General features: G+C 59.8%; 15 protein-coding genes and 1 pseudogene. 12 read left to right on the plus strand and 4 right to left on the minus strand.

Translation table 11 applies throughout. The features are described from left to right. The first annotated feature begins 11 nt into the window (after positions 1–11). Entirely contained in the window at positions 12–653 is a 642-nt protein-coding gene (locus M5G26_RS05740; RefSeq protein WP_273914659.1) for an oxidoreductase, read from the plus strand. Positions 654–790: 137 nt separating this feature from the next. On the opposite strand, the gene M5G26_RS05745 is transcribed toward M5G26_RS05740, so the two are convergent. The 4 genes from M5G26_RS05745 to M5G26_RS05760 all read right to left on the minus strand — a co-directional run bounded on the left by M5G26_RS05745 (position 791) and on the right by M5G26_RS05760 (position 5,225). Continuing rightward, positions 791–1,075 (minus strand): YceK/YidQ family lipoprotein, encoded by a 285-nt coding sequence (locus M5G26_RS05745; protein ID WP_273914660.1) that lies wholly within the window; start codon positions 1,073–1,075, stop codon positions 791–793. Beyond that, positions 1,068–1,700: a flavin prenyltransferase UbiX gene (gene ubiX, locus M5G26_RS05750; RefSeq protein ID WP_095122104.1), complete on the minus strand. Its 633-nt coding sequence runs from the start codon at positions 1,698–1,700 to the stop codon at positions 1,068–1,070. The genes M5G26_RS05745 and ubiX overlap by 8 nt, the downstream gene beginning before the upstream one ends. After that, positions 1,697–3,046 carry a UDP-N-acetylmuramate:L-alanyl-gamma-D-glutamyl-meso-diaminopimelate ligase gene (gene mpl, locus M5G26_RS05755; RefSeq protein ID WP_273914661.1) on the minus strand — a complete coding sequence of 450 codons (1,350 nt, stop codon included), beginning with the start codon at positions 3,044–3,046 and terminating at the stop codon, positions 1,697–1,699. Before mpl ends, ubiX begins: the two co-directional genes overlap by 4 nt. 265 nt (positions 3,047–3,311) lie before the next feature. Further along, positions 3,312–5,225 (minus strand): sigma-54-dependent Fis family transcriptional regulator, encoded by a 1,914-nt coding sequence (locus M5G26_RS05760; RefSeq protein WP_273914662.1) that lies wholly within the window; start codon positions 5,223–5,225, stop codon positions 3,312–3,314. A gap of 302 nt (positions 5,226–5,527) precedes the next feature. Here M5G26_RS05760 and exaC point away from each other — a divergent pair, with 302 nt between their 5' ends. The 11 genes and pseudogenes from exaC to M5G26_RS05815 all read left to right on the plus strand — a co-directional run bounded on the left by exaC (position 5,528) and on the right by M5G26_RS05815 (position 15,964). Next, positions 5,528–7,048, plus strand: coding sequence for an acetaldehyde dehydrogenase ExaC (exaC, locus tag M5G26_RS05765; protein ID WP_034153748.1), 1,521 nt, complete (start codon positions 5,528–5,530; stop codon positions 7,046–7,048). 303 nt (positions 7,049–7,351) lie between these two features. Continuing rightward, on the plus strand, positions 7,352–8,722 hold the full coding sequence (gene eat / locus M5G26_RS05770) for an ethanolamine permease (RefSeq protein ID WP_141126569.1): 1,371 nt from the start codon (positions 7,352–7,354) through the stop codon (positions 8,720–8,722). Between the two features lie 163 nt (positions 8,723–8,885). Beyond that, complete coding sequence (locus tag M5G26_RS05775; RefSeq protein ID WP_273914663.1) at positions 8,886–10,280, plus strand: ethanolamine ammonia-lyase subunit EutB; 1,395 nt, start codon at positions 8,886–8,888, stop codon at positions 10,278–10,280. Next, positions 10,277–11,110: an ethanolamine ammonia-lyase subunit EutC gene (gene eutC, locus M5G26_RS05780; protein WP_412071293.1), complete on the plus strand. Its 834-nt coding sequence runs from the start codon at positions 10,277–10,279 to the stop codon at positions 11,108–11,110. The genes M5G26_RS05775 and eutC overlap by 4 nt, the downstream gene beginning before the upstream one ends. Before the next feature lie 115 nt (positions 11,111–11,225). Continuing rightward, positions 11,226–11,687, plus strand: a complete 462-nt coding sequence (locus M5G26_RS05785) for a GNAT family N-acetyltransferase (protein ID WP_007910890.1) — start codon at positions 11,226–11,228, stop codon at positions 11,685–11,687. Between the two features lie 229 nt (positions 11,688–11,916). After that, positions 11,917–12,567: a DedA family protein gene (locus M5G26_RS05790; RefSeq protein ID WP_007910892.1), complete on the plus strand. Its 651-nt coding sequence runs from the start codon at positions 11,917–11,919 to the stop codon at positions 12,565–12,567. 4 nt (positions 12,568–12,571) lie between these two features. After that, on the plus strand, positions 12,572–13,384 hold the full coding sequence (locus M5G26_RS05795) for a zinc-dependent peptidase (protein ID WP_150694713.1): 813 nt from the start codon (positions 12,572–12,574) through the stop codon (positions 13,382–13,384). A 112-nt stretch (positions 13,385–13,496) separates the two neighbouring features. Next, entirely contained in the window at positions 13,497–14,024 is a 528-nt protein-coding gene (gene ppa / locus M5G26_RS05800) for an inorganic diphosphatase (RefSeq protein ID WP_003205933.1), read from the plus strand. Positions 14,025–14,247: 223 nt separating this feature from the next. Next, positions 14,248–14,994 (plus strand): S24 family peptidase, encoded by a 747-nt coding sequence (locus tag M5G26_RS05805; RefSeq protein WP_273914664.1) that lies wholly within the window; start codon positions 14,248–14,250, stop codon positions 14,992–14,994. Between the two features lie 442 nt (positions 14,995–15,436). Further along, entirely contained in the window at positions 15,437–15,676 is a 240-nt protein-coding gene (locus tag M5G26_RS05810) for a type II toxin-antitoxin system RelB/DinJ family antitoxin (RefSeq protein WP_273914665.1), read from the plus strand. 82 nt (positions 15,677–15,758) lie between these two features. Continuing rightward, a pseudogene (locus tag M5G26_RS05815) lies at positions 15,759–15,964 on the plus strand (type II toxin-antitoxin system RelE family toxin). Positions 15,965–16,017: the final 53 nt, after the last annotated feature.

The raw sequence follows: 16,017 nt of genomic DNA on the forward strand, positions 1-16,017 counted from the left end.
GGAGAGACACTATGTACTTGACGCCTCAGCACGTATTGCTTGCCGGAGCCACCGGTTTGACCGGTGAACATCTACTCGACCGTTTGCTCAACGAGCCGACAATTTCTCGCGTGCTCGCCCCTTCCCGTCGCCCCTTGGCCGAACATCCGCACCTGGAAAACCCCGTGGGTGATCCACAGGCATTTCTGCCGCAGCTCAGTGGCCGTGTCGATATCGCCTATTGCTGCCTCGGCACCACCATCAAACAGGCCGGCTCGGAAGCGGCGTTTCGCGCGGTGGATCTGGACATGGTGGTGGCGTTTGCCAAACGCGCGCGGGAGATGGGCGCGCGGCATCTGATTGTGATCAGTGCGCTGGGCGCCGATCCGAAGTCGTCGATTTTCTACAACCGGGTCAAAGGGGAAATGGAACAGGCATTGCGCGCGCAAGACTGGCCGCAACTGACCATTTGCCGGCCGTCGCTGTTGCTTGGGGAACGGACCGAGCCACGCCTGGGCGAGCAACTGGCCGCGCCGTTTTCAAAATTGATTCCCGGTAAGTATCGCGGGATCGAGGCCTGCCAACTGGCCCGGGCAATGTGGCGCCTGGCGCTGGAAGAACAGGATGGGGTGCGGGTGATCGAGTCGGATGAGCTGAGGAAGCTCGGTAAATAATCCGGCGGTGTCTGGAATTGATCGTTCCCACGCTCCGCGTGGGAATGCAGTCAGGGACGCTCTGCGTCCCAACGCGTGACGCGGAGCGTCACAGGAGGCGTTACCACGCGGAGCGTGGGAACGATCAGAACACCCGACTACAATCCGCCGGTCGCCTGAAAACCTACGCCAAGCACCGTCAGCAAAGACAACGGCAACAGCAGCGTATCGAGCAAAGCACTCGCCGGCAGATCCACACCCGGATAGCTCGGCGCCTCAGCGCCGAACCGATCCATCGCGCAGCACCCGCCATTCAATGCATACAAATCCAGCCGCGTCCCGGAGTACACCACCGGCGCCCCCGGTTTCGCTGCATCCAGCGTCCGCGCCGTGGCGCAGCCTGTCAGCAACAACGCCAGCCCGATCACCAGCAGCTTATTCATCGCTGCTCAGATGATGCTCACCCCAACGCGGCAACATGTCCTGGGGAATACCCAGCAAATTGAGGATCCGCGCCACGACGAAATCGATCAGATCATCGATGGTCTGCGGCTGATGATAGAACCCAGGCGAGGCCGGCAGAATCGTCACGCCCATGTTCGACAGCTTGAGCATGTGCTCCAGATGAATGCTCGAATACGGCGCTTCACGCGGCACTAGAATCAACTGACGTCGCTCCTTCAATGTCACATCGGCGGCGCGTTCGATCAGGTTGTTGCAGGCACCCGTGGCAATTGCCGATAGCGTGCCCGTGGAGCACGGCACCACGACCATCGCCGCCGGAGCACCAGACCCCGAGGCCACCGGCGACATCCAGTCTTCCTTGCCGTACACGCGGATCTGCCCGGCGGCAGCTCCGGTGTATTCGGTGAGGAAGGCCTGCATCATCTGCGGCTTGGGCGGCAGCGTGACATCGGTCTCGGTGGCCATCACCAGTTGCGCAGCCTTGGAGATCAGAAAGTGCACCTCGCGATCTTCACGCACCAGGCAATCGAGCAGGCGTAAACCGTACTGGGCGCCGGAGGCACCGGTCATCGCCAGCGTGATGCGTTCGGGGCCATTGTTCATATCAGCGCCTCGGCGAGCTTGCCGTGCAGGCCGCCGAAGCCGCCATTGCTCATGATCACCACGTGCGTGCCGGGCTGGGCCTGGCTCTTCACGCGTTCGATGATGCCTTCCAGCGAATCGCTGACAATCGACGGCACCGTGCACAGCGCGGCGGTGCCGGCGAGGTCCCAGCCGAGGTTGGCCGGGGCGTACCAGATCACCTGGTCGGCATCGGCCACGCTGTCCGGCAAACCGTCACGGTGCGCGCCGAGTTTCATCGAGTTGGAGCGCGGTTCGATGATCGCAATCAACGGAGCGTCGCCGATGCGCTTGCGCAAACCGTCGAGAGTGGTGGCAATCGCCGTCGGGTGGTGGGCGAAGTCGTCGTAGATGGTGATGCCGCGGACTTCGGCGACTTTCTCCATGCGGCGTTTGACGTTCTTGAATGCGCTCAACCCGGCAATGCCCATCGATGGCACCACGCCAACATGCCGCGCTGCCGCCAACGCGGCCAAGGCGTTGGCGACGTTGTGCTGACCGGTCAGCTCCCACTCGACGGTGCCTTGCGACACGCCTTCGAACATCACTTCGAACGCCGAGCCGTCTTCGCTGAGCAGTTTGACCTGCCACTGACCGCCGGCACCGGTGGTTTGCACCGGGGTCCAGCAGCCCATTTCGATCACACGTTGCAAGGCAGGCTCGGTGGTCGGGTGGATGACCAGGCCTTCACTCGGAATGGTCCGCACCAAGTGATGGAATTGCCGCTCGATTGCCGGCAGATCCGGGAAGATGTCGGCATGATCGAACTCAAGGTTATTGAGGATCGCGGTGCGTGGACGGTAGTGCACGAACTTCGAACGTTTGTCGAAGAACGCGCTGTCGTATTCGTCGGCCTCGATCACGAAGAACGGTGTACCGCCCAGACGCGCCGATACCGAGAAGTTCTGCGGCACGCCGCCAATCAGGAAGCCCGGACTCATGCCGGCGTGTTCCAGGACCCAGGCGAGCATGCTGCTGGTGGTGGTTTTACCGTGCGTACCGGCAACCGCCAAGACCCAGCGACCTTGCAGCACGTGATCCGCCAGCCACTGCGGGCCGGAGACGTACGGCAGGCCTTTGTTCAGGACATATTCCACCGCCGGGTTGCCGCGGGACATGGCGTTGCCGATCACCACCAGATCCGGCGCCGGATCGAGTTGCGCCGGGTCATAGCCCTGCGTCAGCTGAATGCCTTGGGCTTCAAGCTGTGTGCTCATCGGTGGATAGACATTGGCGTCGGAGCCAGTCACGTGATGGCCCAGCTCTTTGGCCAACACCGCCATCGAGCCCATGAAAGTCCCGCAGATACCCAGAATATGAATGTGCATAGTCGACCTCGTAAAACATGGCCGCAGGTTAGCGTAGGGAGGGGGAAATCGCACTCTTTAGGTGAGGGGCGGGGCTGGGTGGGCCTGGCATTTGGCTCGACTGTAGAGTGTCGCCCCTCACCCCAGCCCTCTCCCGAGGGAGAGGGAGCCGATCTGTGCTGCTCTTATATTCTGAGTTCGGCTCGATATTTCAGGTCGGCGTAAATCAGTAGAGCGACCCGGTCAGTCCCCTCTCCCCCTGGGAGAGGGCTAGGGTGAGGGCCTTCTAACTGACACGACGCTCAATGCCATGCTTACGCAGTTTTCTATAGAGCGTATTACGGCTGACCCCAAGCTGTTCCGCCGTATGCGTCATGTGCCACCGCGTCTGCTCCAGCGTTTTAAGCAGCGCAATCCGCTCGGCGTCTTCCAGTGGATGTTCAGATGAATCAGGCTGAAAAATCGGCACCCGCCCCTGCCGAATCATCACCGGCAAATCCTCCAGCCCGATCCGCCCCTCATCACACAACGCCGCCAGCGTGCGCAGGACATTGCGCAACTGCCGCACATTGCCCGGCCAATTGAACGCCAGCAAAGCCTGACGCGCCGCCTCGTCGATCAGGATCGCTTCACCGCCCGCCTCTTCGGCCAGCAGAAAATCCAGCAACTGCGATTTATCACTGCGCGCGCGTAACGCCGGCAACGCCACTTCCAGACCGTTGAGCCGGTAATACAAATCCTCGCGGAAGCTGCCATCGGCGACCCGCTCCAGCAGATTGCGGTGGGTGGCACTGATGATCCGCACGTTGACCGACTCCGGCTCGCCGCCAATCGGCACCACTTGCCGATCTTCCAGCACCCGCAACAGACGAGTCTGCAAGGCCAGCGGCATATCGCCAATTTCATCGAGGAACAACGTGCCGCCATCGGCCTGCTGCAATTTGCCGCGCATGCCGTCCTTGCGCGCGCCTGTGAAGCTGCCGCCGCGATAGCCGAACAGTTCGCTTTCGATCAGGCTTTCAGGAATCGCCGCGCAGTTGAGTGCAACGAAGGCTTTGGCGGAGCGTTGACTGGCCTGATGCACAGCCTTGGCGAAGGCCTCCTTGCCCGAGCCGGTTTCGCCATTGATCAACAGCGGCACATCACGTTCAAACACGCGCAGGGCTTTGCGGAAGTCTGCCTGCAACGCCTCATCGCCGAGGCAGATGCCCGACAGGCGCGGCGCTTCAGCCACGACTGGCGCCGATACCATCGGTAAAGGCTTGCGCGATTCACCGCGCAACACAGCAAACAGATGTCGGCCGTCACGAGTGCGCAACGGCCAACTGGCGCTGGCATGGGCGCTGGCGCGGCCAAGCAATTCATCCAGCGAACAATCGAAAAACGCCTCCACCGGTTTACCGAGCAAGCCGCCGCGAATATGCCCGAGCAAATTCAGTGCACTCTGGTTAACCGCGCTGATCCGCCCTTCGCCGTCAAACGCCAGCAAGCCTTCGCTGAACAGCCCGACGGACTCGGCCTGCAGATGAAAGCGCAGCAACCATTGGTTATCGAAACAGCGCAGGAAGTAGCAACTCTCGATCATCTTCGCCGACAGATTGACCAGCGCCATGGTGTGGAACTGGCTTTGCCGCGAGACATCGTGGCGCGCCGAAGACACGTCGAGCACCGCGAGCAGTTCGCCGTGCGGGTCGAACACCGGGCTCGCCGAGCAGGTCAGCCCTGTGTGGCGACCGCGAAAGTGTTCGTCCTGATGAATCGTCAGCGCCTGGCGCTCGACCAGGCAGGTGCCGATGCCGTTGGTGCCTTCGCAGGCTTCACTCCAGTCCGCACCGAGCCAGAGGCCGGCGCGTTCGAAAATTTTCCGTTCAGCGGGTGCGGTGACGCAGTTGAGGATCACCCCACGCGCGTCAGTCAGCAGCACTGCATGCCCGGCGCCGGAGAGTTGTTGATGCAGGCTGCTCATTTCATTGCCGGCGATCTGCAGGACTTGCTGCAGTCGTTCGCGGCTTTCGAGAACGCGCCCATGTTCGAGCACGGTCGGCGCCATGCTCAGCGCGGGGTCGAGGTGATAGTCCTCCAGACAGCGCAGCCACGAACGGGCAATCGATGGATCGGCACCGGGACCGTGCAGGTGCGGCTTGCCCTGGGTAGCGGTGAGAACCTGTCGGGCATGGCGACTCAAATGGTTGTCGTGCATTTCTTATTGTTCTCCCCGAGGCTCGACGGCCCAATGCTTGAGGTGACGCCCAGCATCCTCCAGCCACCGCCGCATTGCAATGCTGGCAAGACTGCCCGGTCACGGGCTGTACCGAAAGCGGTACAAACTGTCACCCCATCTGTACCAAAACCGTCACAGGCAAAATCCACTCGTCCGACAAAAACCACCCAAGCCCTTGATTTACCTGCCCTGCACGGCAGTGGCCCGACCTTTGCTCTACGCTTATAGCAAGCGCAATTGCGCGTTTCTCTAATAAGTACAAAGCCAAGGAGAACATCATCATGCGTTACGCTCACCCCGGTACTGAAGGCGCCAAAGTCTCGTTCAAAGCCAAGTACGGTAACTACATCGGCGGCGAGTTCGTCGCGCCTGTCAAAGGTCAGTACTTCACCAATACCTCGCCAGTGAATGGCCAGCCAATTGCCGAATTCCCGCGTTCCACTGCCGAAGACATCGACAAGGCACTGGACGCCGCCCACGCTGCTGCCGACGCGTGGGGCGCGACCTCCGTGCAGGCGCGCTCGCTGATCCTGTTGAAAATCGCCGATCGCATCGAAGCCAACCTCGAACTGCTGGCGATCACCGAAACCTGGGACAACGGCAAAGCCATCCGCGAAACCCTCAACGCCGACATCCCGCTGGCCGCCGACCATTTCCGCTACTTCGCCGGCTGCCTGCGCGCCCAGGAAGGCAGTGCTGCCGAAATCGACGGCAACACCGTGGCCTATCACATTCATGAACCGCTGGGCGTGGTCGGCCAGATCATCCCGTGGAACTTCCCGATCCTGATGGCCGCGTGGAAACTCGCCCCGGCCCTGGCTGCCGGGAACTGCGTGGTACTCAAACCCGCCGAGCAAACCCCGCTGGGTATCACCGTGTTGCTGGAACTGATCGGCGACCTGCTGCCACCGGGCGTGCTGAACATTGTCCAGGGTTATGGCAAGGAAGCCGGCGAAGCGCTGGCGACCAGCAAACGCATCGCCAAAATCGCTTTCACCGGCTCGACCCCGGTTGGCTCGCACATCATGAAGTGCGCGGCCGAGAACATCATTCCTTCCACCGTGGAACTGGGCGGCAAATCGCCGAACATCTTCTTCGAAGACATCATGCAGGCCGAGCCGACGTTCATTGAGAAAGCCGCTGAAGGTCTGGTGCTGGCGTTCTTCAACCAGGGCGAAGTGTGCACCTGCCCATCCCGCGCACTGGTGCAGGAATCGATCTACGACGAGTTCATGGCCGTCGTCATGAAGAAAGTCCTGCAAATCAAACGTGGCGATCCGCTGGACACCGACACCATGGTTGGCGCCCAGGCGTCCGAGCAGCAATTCGACAAGATTCTTTCGTACCTGGAAATCGCCAAGGGCGAAGGCGCCGAGCTGCTGACTGGCGGCAAAGTGGAGAAACTCGAGGGCAACCTGTCGACCGGCTATTACATCCAGCCGACCCTGCTCAAGGGCACCAACAAGATGCGCGTGTTCCAGGAAGAAATCTTCGGCCCGGTAGTGAGCATCACCACGTTCAAGGACGAAGCCGAAGCCCTGGCCATCGCCAACGACACCGAGTTCGGCCTCGGCGCCGGCCTGTGGACTCGCGACATCAACCGCGCCTATCGCATGGGCCGGGCGATCAAGGCCGGTCGCGTCTGGACCAACTGCTATCACCTGTACCCGGCGCACGCCGCGTTCGGCGGGTACAAGAAGTCCGGCGTTGGCCGTGAGACCCACAAGATGATGCTCGATCACTACCAGCAGACGAAAAACCTGCTGGTGAGCTACGACATCAATCCGTTGGGCTTTTTCTAAAAACCGTGGGCAACACAGACGATTCTGTGTTGCCCTCCAGATAGCTATCGCTGGCAAGCCAGCTCCCACAGGGGTGTGGGCGAATCCACATTTTGAGTTCGACTCAAAACTGTGGGAGCTGGCTTGCCAGCGAAGGCGTCCTCAATGACACATCAAACAAGGTCTGGCCGCTCTGGCACGGCCCTTGCGTACCCGTCATTCAGGTTTTGCACTAAAACTGCCGCTGCGTGAACAGCATCCATCCACCTCAACCGCGCCACCCGAAAGTCCAACAGATCAAACAATAAAAAACAGAGAGGACTTATGACTTCCACCACACAGCTCAAACCCACACTCGGCACCCTGCATCTGTGGGGCATTGCCGTCGGCCTGGTGATTTCCGGCGAATACTTCGGCTGGAGTTACGGCTGGGGTACCGCCGGCACGCTCGGTTTTCTGGTCACGGCCTTGATGGTCGCGACGATGTACACCTGTTTCATTTTCAGCTTCACCGAATTGACTACCGCCATCCCACACGCCGGCGGGCCGTTTGCCTACAGCCGCCGGGCGTTCGGTGAGAAAGGCGGATTGATCGCCGGCATCGCCACGCTGATCGAGTTCGTCTTTGCGCCACCGGCGATTGCCATGGCCATCGGCGCCTATCTGAATGTGCAGTATCCGGAGCTTGATCCGAAGATCGCTGCCGTCGGCGCGTACTTTGTGTTCATGACCCTGAACATCCTCGGCGTGAGTATCGCGGCGACCTTTGAGCTGGTAGTCACCGTGCTCGCCGTTGCCGAGTTGCTGGTGTTCATGGGCGTGGTTGCGCCGGGCTTCAGCTTCAGCAATTTCGTGCTCAACGGCTGGTCGGGCGCCAACGAATTCACCCTCGGTTCGATTCCGGGGATCTTCGCGGCGATCCCCTTCGCGATCTGGTTCTTCCTCGCCATCGAGGGTGCTGCCATGGCGGCTGAAGAGGCGAAAGACCCGAAACGCACGATTCCCAAGGCCTATGTCAGCGGCATCCTGACCTTGGTATTTCTGGCGATCGGCGTGATGGTCATGGCCGGCGGCGTTGGCGACTGGCGCCAACTGTCGAACATCAACGACCCGCTACCGCAGGCGATGAAAGCCGTGGTCGGCAACAACTCGACGTGGATGCACATGCTGGTGTGGATTGGGCTGTTCGGACTGGTGGCGAGTTTCCACGGGATCATTCTCGGTTACTCGCGACAGTTCTTCGCCCTCGCCCGCGCCGGTTATCTGCCGAAAGGCCTGGCCAAACTGTCGCGCTTCCAGACGCCGCATCGGGCGATTCTGGCCGGTGGCGTGATCGGCATCGCGGCGATTTACAGCGACGGCCTGGTCAATCTGCAAGGCATGACCCTGACCGCAGCGATGATCACCATGTCGGTGTTCGGCGCCATCGTGATGTACATCATCAGCATGCTCAGCCTGTTCAGACTGCGTAAGACCGAGCCAAATCTGGAACGTACCTTCCGCGCCCCGGGCTATCCGGTGGTGCCGGCGATTGCGCTGTTTCTGGCGGTGGTGTGCCTGATCGCGATGGCGTGGTTCAACACGCTGATCGGTTGTGTGTTCCTTGGCTTCATGGCCGCCGGCTATCTGTACTTCCAACTGACCGCCAAGCAACGCTCCGAAGCGCCGGCAGACGCTATGCTCGAAGGTATCTGACTGCCATTTAAAAGTGCACAGCGCCCATTCAGGCACTGTGCTGGAACCCTGTAGGAGCTGCCGAAGGCTGCGATCTTTTGATCTTGTTTTTAGAAAATCAAAGTCAAAAGATCGCAGCCTGCGGCAGCTCCTACAGGGGGTTTATCGATTACAGGAGGATATTGTGGCCGCATTCGCCCATTCCGTCGGCGCCCAGACCTATCGCTTCGACAGTCTCAAGGACGTCATGGCCAAGGCCAGCCCGGCGCGCTCCGGGGACTTTCTCGCTGGCGTCGCCGCGCTCAACGACGGCGAGCGCGTGGCTGCGCAAATGGCGCTGGCCGACATCCCGCTCACGCACTTCCTGCAAGAGGCGCTGATTCCCTATGAGTCCGATGAAGTCACCCGCCTGATCATCGACACCCACGACAAACAAGCCTTCGCCGTGGTCAGCCACCTCACCGTCGGTGGTTTTCGCGACTGGTTGCTCAGCGACGCCGCCGATGAAACCAGCCTGCGCAACCTCGCCCCCGGCCTGACACCAGAAATGGTCGCGGCGGTATCAAAGATCATGCGCGTGCAGGATCTGGTGCTGGTGGCGCAAAAAATCCGCGTGGTCACAAAATTTCGCGGCACCCTTGGCCTGCGCGGACGCCTTTCGACCCGACTACAACCCAATCACCCGACCGACGAACCTTCCGGCATCGCCGCGAGCATTCTCGACGGTCTGCTCTACGGCAATGGCGACGCGATGATCGGCATCAACCCGGCCACCGACAGCATCGCCTCAATCTGCGAGATGCTGGAAATGCTCGACGCGATCATCCAGCGCTACGACATCCCGACCCAGGCCTGCGTGCTGACTCACGTCACCACCTCTATCGAGGCGATCAATCGCGGCGTGCCGCTGGACCTGGTGTTCCAGTCGATTGCCGGCACCGAAGCGGCCAATGCCAGTTTCGGCATCAACCTGAACGTGTTGCAGGAAGGCTACGACGCCGGCCTGAGCCTGAATCGCGGCACCCTCGGGCAAAACCTGATGTATTTCGAAACCGGTCAGGGCAGCGCGCTGTCGGCCAATGCCCACCATGGCGTCGATCAACAGACGTGCGAGACGCGGGCCTACGCCGTAGCACGGCATTTCAAGCCGTTTCTGGTGAACACCGTCGTAGGATTTATCGGCCCGGAGTATCTCTACAACGGTAAACAGATCATCCGCGCCGGCCTCGAAGACCATTTCTGCGGCAAGCTGCTCGGCGTGCCGATGGGTTGCGACATCTGCTACACCAACCATGCCGAAGCCGATCAGGACGACATGGACACCTTGCTGACTTTGCTTGGGGTCGCCGGGATCAACTTCATCATGGGCATCCCCGGCTCCGACGACATCATGCTCAATTACCAGACCACTTCGTTCCACGACGCGCTCTATGCGCGGCAGACTTTGGGCTTGAAACCGGCGCCGGAGTTCGAGCAATGGCTGGCCAACATGGGCATCTTCACCCAAGCGGACGGCAAGGTTCGCTTTGGCAACAACTTACCGCCGGCCTTCCGTCAGGCATTGGCGCAACTGGGATGAGTCACATGGAAAAACCGCCCGTGGACCCGCAAAACCCGTGGCTGGAACTGCGCCGCCTGACCCCGGCGCGCATCGCTCTCGGCCGCACCGGCACCAGCCTGCCGACCAGCGCGCAACTGGATTTCCAGTTTGCCCACGCGCAAGCGCGCGATGCTGTGCATCTGCCTTTTGATCATGCCGGACTCAGCGCGCAACTGACTGAGCGCGGGCGCGAAAGTCTGCTGTTGCACAGCGCCGCTGCGGATCGAAACAGTTATCTGCAACGCCCGGATCTGGGGCGCAAGCTCAGCGATGAATCGGCGCAGGCCTTGCGCGAATACGCTGCGGCGCATCCCGGCGGTGTCGATCTGGCGATTGTCGTGGCCGATGGCCTTTCGGCGTTGGCGGTGCATCGGCATACGTTGCCATTTATCACGCGACTGGAAGAACAGATGGGCGCCGACGGCTGGTCAATGGCCCCCGTTGTCCTCGTGGAACAGGGTCGCGTTGCCGTCGGTGATGAAATCGGCCAACTGCTCGGCGCAAAAATGCTGGTGATGCTGATCGGCGAGCGCCCGGGCCTCAGTTCACCGGACAGCCTCGGTTTATATTTCACCTACAATCCAAAGATCGGCCTGACCGATGCCTACCGCAACTGCATTTCCAATGTACGGCTCGAAGGCTTGAGCTACGGCATGGCAGCGCACCGCTTGCTCTATCTGATGCGCGAAGCCTGTCGGCGGCAGTTGTCGGGGGTCAACCTGAAGGACGAAGCACAGGTTCAGACGCTGGAATCGGACGCCGGTGTAGATATGAAAGGCAATTTCCTACTCGATCCGCCCACAACCTGAACCGTTTCCGCATTGCCTTTCTGCGCCGGTTTCAGGCAGGATCGATGCACGGCCGCACGGGTTTCCCATCGCCGTCAGAGCAGTTGAAGACAGCCACTTGAAGACGAGACCTATCATGCGGATTATTCAAGCGACCCTCGAACATCTGGATTTGTTGACTCCATTGTTCGTCAAATATCGCGAGTTCTACGGTTCCCTGCCTTACCCGGATTCCTCCCGCGCGTTCCTTGAAAAACGCCTGCGCCGCAAGGAATCGGTGATCTACCTGGCCCTGGCCGATGATGACGACAAGAAGCTGATGGGCTTTTGTCAGCTCTATCCAAGCTTCTCCTCGCTGTCGCTCAAACGCGTGTGGATCCTCAACGACATCTATGTCGCTGAAGACGCGCGCCGGCAACTGGTCGCTGACAACCTGATCCGCACTGCGAAGAAAATGGCCAAGGAAACCCAGGCGGTGCGCATGCGCGTCTCCACCAGCAGCAACAATGAAGTCGCACAGAAAACCTACGAATCCATCGGGTTCAAGGAAGACACCGAGTTCAAGAACTACGTGCTACCGATCAGCGAAGAGCTCTGACTGCAAGTGCAAGGTGTGATGAGGGAGTCCGCTCCCTCAGGCCCCCCGAATGCTTCCTGACAATTGTTCACACCTCGACATCCCTCGCTACAAAACCAACGCGCTTTTGATCCTTCAGACCGTATAATCCCGATCTTTCCGGCTTGTAAGAAAAACTACACCCCGCTGTAGGCTTACACGAAGTCATCCGCACAGGCCTGCCGAGTCGGGCCGTCAAACAGGTGCCCCCATGGATTTCAACCCGCTCGACCTTATCCTGCATCTCGACGTCTACCTCGATTTGCTGGTGAACAACTATGGGCCATGGATCTACGCCATCCTGTTTCTGGTGATTTTCTGTGAAACCGGTCTGGTAGTGATGCCATTCCTGCCGGGGGATTCGTTGCTGTTCATCGCCGGCGCCGTTGCTGCAGGCGGTGGCATGGATCCGGTGCTGTTGGGCGGCCTGCTGATGCTCGCGGCGATCCTTGGCGACAGCACCAACTACGTGATCGGACGAACGGCTGGCGAGAAACTGTTCAGCAACCCGAACTCGAAAATCTTCCGTCGCGATTACCTGCAAAAAACCCACGACTTCTACGACAAGCATGGCGGCAAGACCGTAACCCTGGCGCGCTTCCTGCCGATCATCCGTACCTTTGCGCCGTTCGTCGCCGGCGTAGCGAAGATGCCATACCCGCGCTTCTTCGGTTTCAGCGTGCTGGGCACCATCCTCTGGGTCGGCGGTCTGGTGACGCTGGGCTACTTCTTCGGCAACGTACCGTTCATCAAGAAAAACCTGTCGTTGCTGGTGGTGGCGATCATTCTGTTGTCGCTGGTGCCGATGATCCTCGGCGTGGTTCGCAGCCGTTTCGGCGGCACCAAAGCCCAATCGCACTAAGCCGATGTGGTCGCTGAGCGCCTGGCGTCGCCGGCGCATTCTGGCCAGGCACCCGATCGCCGACGAGATGTGGCAGCGGGTGCGCCATCAGTTGAGTTTTCTCGACGGCATCAGCGCCGCGCAAGACCAGTGGCTGCGCGAAGCCTGCGTGCTGTTCCTCGAAGACAAACACCTGAGCGCCCTGCCCGGCGTCGAACTGCATCAGGAACAACGCCTGTTGCTCGCGGCCCAGGCGCAATTGCCGCTGCTCAACCTTGGCGATCTGAACTGGTATCAGGGTTTCCACGAGATCGTGCTCTACCCGGACGACTTTCTCAGTCCGCAACGTCATCGCGACGCCAGTGGTGTCGAGCACGAATGGGACGGCGAACACAGCGGCGAAGCCTGGCAGCAAGGGCCGATCATCCTCGCCTGGCCCGGCGTCATGGCCAGCGGCGGTTGGGAAGGCTATAACCTGGTCATTCACGAACTGGCGCACAAACTCGACATGCTCAACGGCGACGCCAACGGCCTGCCGCCGCTGCATGCCGACATGCGCGTCAGTGATTGGGCCGAGGTTATGCAGCGCGCCTACGATGATCTCAACCGCCAGCTCGACCATGACCCGGACGCCGAAACCGCCATTGATCCCTACGCCGCCGAGAACCCGGCGGAGTTCTTTGCGGTCACCAGCGAATATTTCTTCAGCGCCCCGGATCTGCTGCACGAGGCTTATCCACAGGTGTATGCGCAGCTACAGCTTTTCTACCGTCAGGATCCGTTGAGCCGGTTGCGGCAACTTCAGGCCACAGACCCGGTCTATCAGGCGCACGACTAAGCTCTGCACGACTTTCGGTACATGGCGTCGACGGCAGAATATGCCTATAATCGCCGCCACTTTTTGGTCAATCCGGCCAAGTGTTTTTGGTCAACTACGGGGGCAACGCCCAATGAGCTACAGCAAGATTCCGGCTGGCAAAGACCTGCCGAACGACATCTACGTCGCGATCGAGATCCCGGCCAACCACGCGCCGATCAAATACGAAATCGACAAAGACAGCGATTGCCTGTTCGTTGACCGTTTCATGGCCACCCCAATGTTCTACCCGGCCAACTACGGTTACATCCCGAACACCCTGGCTGACGACGGTGATCCCCTCGACGTGCTGGTTGTGACCCCTTACCCGGTTGCGCCAGGCTCGGTGATCCGCGCCCGTCCAGTCGGCATCCTGAACATGACCGACGACGGCGGCGGCGATGCCAAAGTTATCGCGGTACCACACGACAAGCTGTCCCAGTTGTACGTCGATGTGAAGGAATACACCGACCTGCCGCCACTGCTGATCCAGCAGATCGAGCACTTCTTCGCGAACTACAAAGATCTCGAAAAAGGCAAATGGGTCAAGATCGAAGGCTGGGCCGGTGCAGACGCCGCCCGCGAAGCGATCACCAAGTCGGTTGCCGCCTACAAAGGCTAAGCATTTGCTTGTTGCGTGACGCTCGAAGAAAACCCCGGTTGATCCGGGGTTTTTTGTGCCTGGAGAGAGCCGCCTTAAACAGAGTGTTTATGACGGACTACAGAAAAGTTTTAGCCTGTGTAATTTCCCACAAGACCGTCTTACATCCCGTCGCAAAATTCAGCCCGTTTTTGAACGTCCGGTTTATTCAAACCGCTCTGGCACGGCCGTAGACTCCGTGTTTATGAGAAAGAACACTAGCGGTCCAAGATTCAAGGCACTCCTGGAAGCTGCGAACATCTCGACGACGGGTTTCGCAAAGTTCTGGGGCACGGAAGCCCAAAATGTCCACAACTGGTACACCCGGGGCGTCCCGGCGTATCGCATGGAAGAAGTCTCACGCCTGCTGTCCGTCAACAGCGAATGGCTGAAAACCGGCCAAGGCACAAAAGAGCTGCCAAGCCTCACTCCACCTGCCAGCGATGGCGACAGCTTCGACGCCCACGATCCACAAGGCGCCTACCGTTTCATCCATCCCAATGACATCGAACTGGCCTTCTTCAAAGAAACACCCCTGACCAACGGCTCCGACAAAAACCACGTCATTCAGGACCCGGACCTGTCCATCCGCCTGCTGCGCGCACAGCTTGATCAACTGGAAATCCGCCCCGCCGACGCCATCTGCGCACACATGATCGGCAACAGCATGGCTGAACGCATCGAAGACGGCTCCGTCGTCGCCATCGACCGCAGCCTGACCCAAGTCGTCGACGGCGAGATCTACGCCATCGAACACGACGGCATGCTGCGCATCAAATACCTGCACCGCATGCCCGGCAACGGCCTGCGCCTGCGCAGCCACAACAACGCCGAATACGCGGACGAAGTGTTCCGCCCGGCACAGATCGAGGAGCAAAGGATTCATATATTGGGCTGGGTGTTCTGGTGGTCAACGGTGAGCAAGCGGCGGCCGGTGGTGCCGTTTCTCTAGAAAACGGTGGGTTCTCTCGGCAAACATCGATCCCTGTGGGAGCGAGCCTGCTCGCGAAGAGGCCCGGACAAACGGTACAAATACCGGATTTCTGGCGCAGAAGTCGCTCTAACCCGCACTTCAGGCTGGGAATCCACAGCAAAACTCAGTATCCTGCGCCCCACATTTGCGCATCGACCCGCCCCGCGGCTCAGAGAGCGCCCGACGCGGCAGACCAACGTCTGACCAAGTCCCACAGCCGGACGCAGATCCGGATGTACGTTTTGAAGGCTGGCAAGGCTTACCAAAAATAGGCCAAGCCAGTCCCCGAGAAGCCGGCCACAAGCCGGCTTTTTAATGCCTGAAATAAACCCGGCCTACCGTCTGAAACATAAATTCGCGCTTGTCGAACAGAAGAGCCTCTTGGTGCCGTAACGACAAACGTCATTACAGGTATTTCATCATGGCCTCCATCAACATTCGCATCGGCGATGATCTGAAGCAGCGCTCCTTCGCCGAACTGGAAAAGCTGGGAGTAACCCCCTCAGAGCTTTTGCGCCAGACACTCCAATACGTCGCCGAGCGAGGCAAGCTACCCTTCAAAGCAGCATTGCTCAGCGAGGAAGATGAAGTACTCATAGCCGTAGTCACCGAACGCCTCGCGGCACCTCAACGAGTCAAGGTAAGTCTGGATGACCTATAACCTTGAATTTGATCGTCGTGCTTTGAAGGAGTGGAACAAACTCGGCGATACGGTTCGCCACCAGTTCAAGAAGTAGCTCACAGTGGTATTGGAGAATCCTCGAATAGAAGCCAATCGACTTCGCGAGCTCCCGGATTGCTACAAAGTGAAGCTGAAAAGCGCTGACTATCTCGCCTGATCTATCAGGTCCTTGATCAAGAGATCGTGGTGTTCGTAATCGCAATCGGGAAGCGAGAGAGAGAAGCTGCTTACGAGGTTGCGCAGGACCGTCTTTCGCTCCTGCCCTGAGTCGGTCCAATGTCTGCGACCTGAAATTGGGCAGCAACCCGCAGCCCAATTCC

Source organism: Pseudomonas sp. TNT2022 ID642 (assembly GCF_028656995.1).
Classification (GTDB): Bacteria; Pseudomonadota; Gammaproteobacteria; order Pseudomonadales; family Pseudomonadaceae; genus Aquipseudomonas.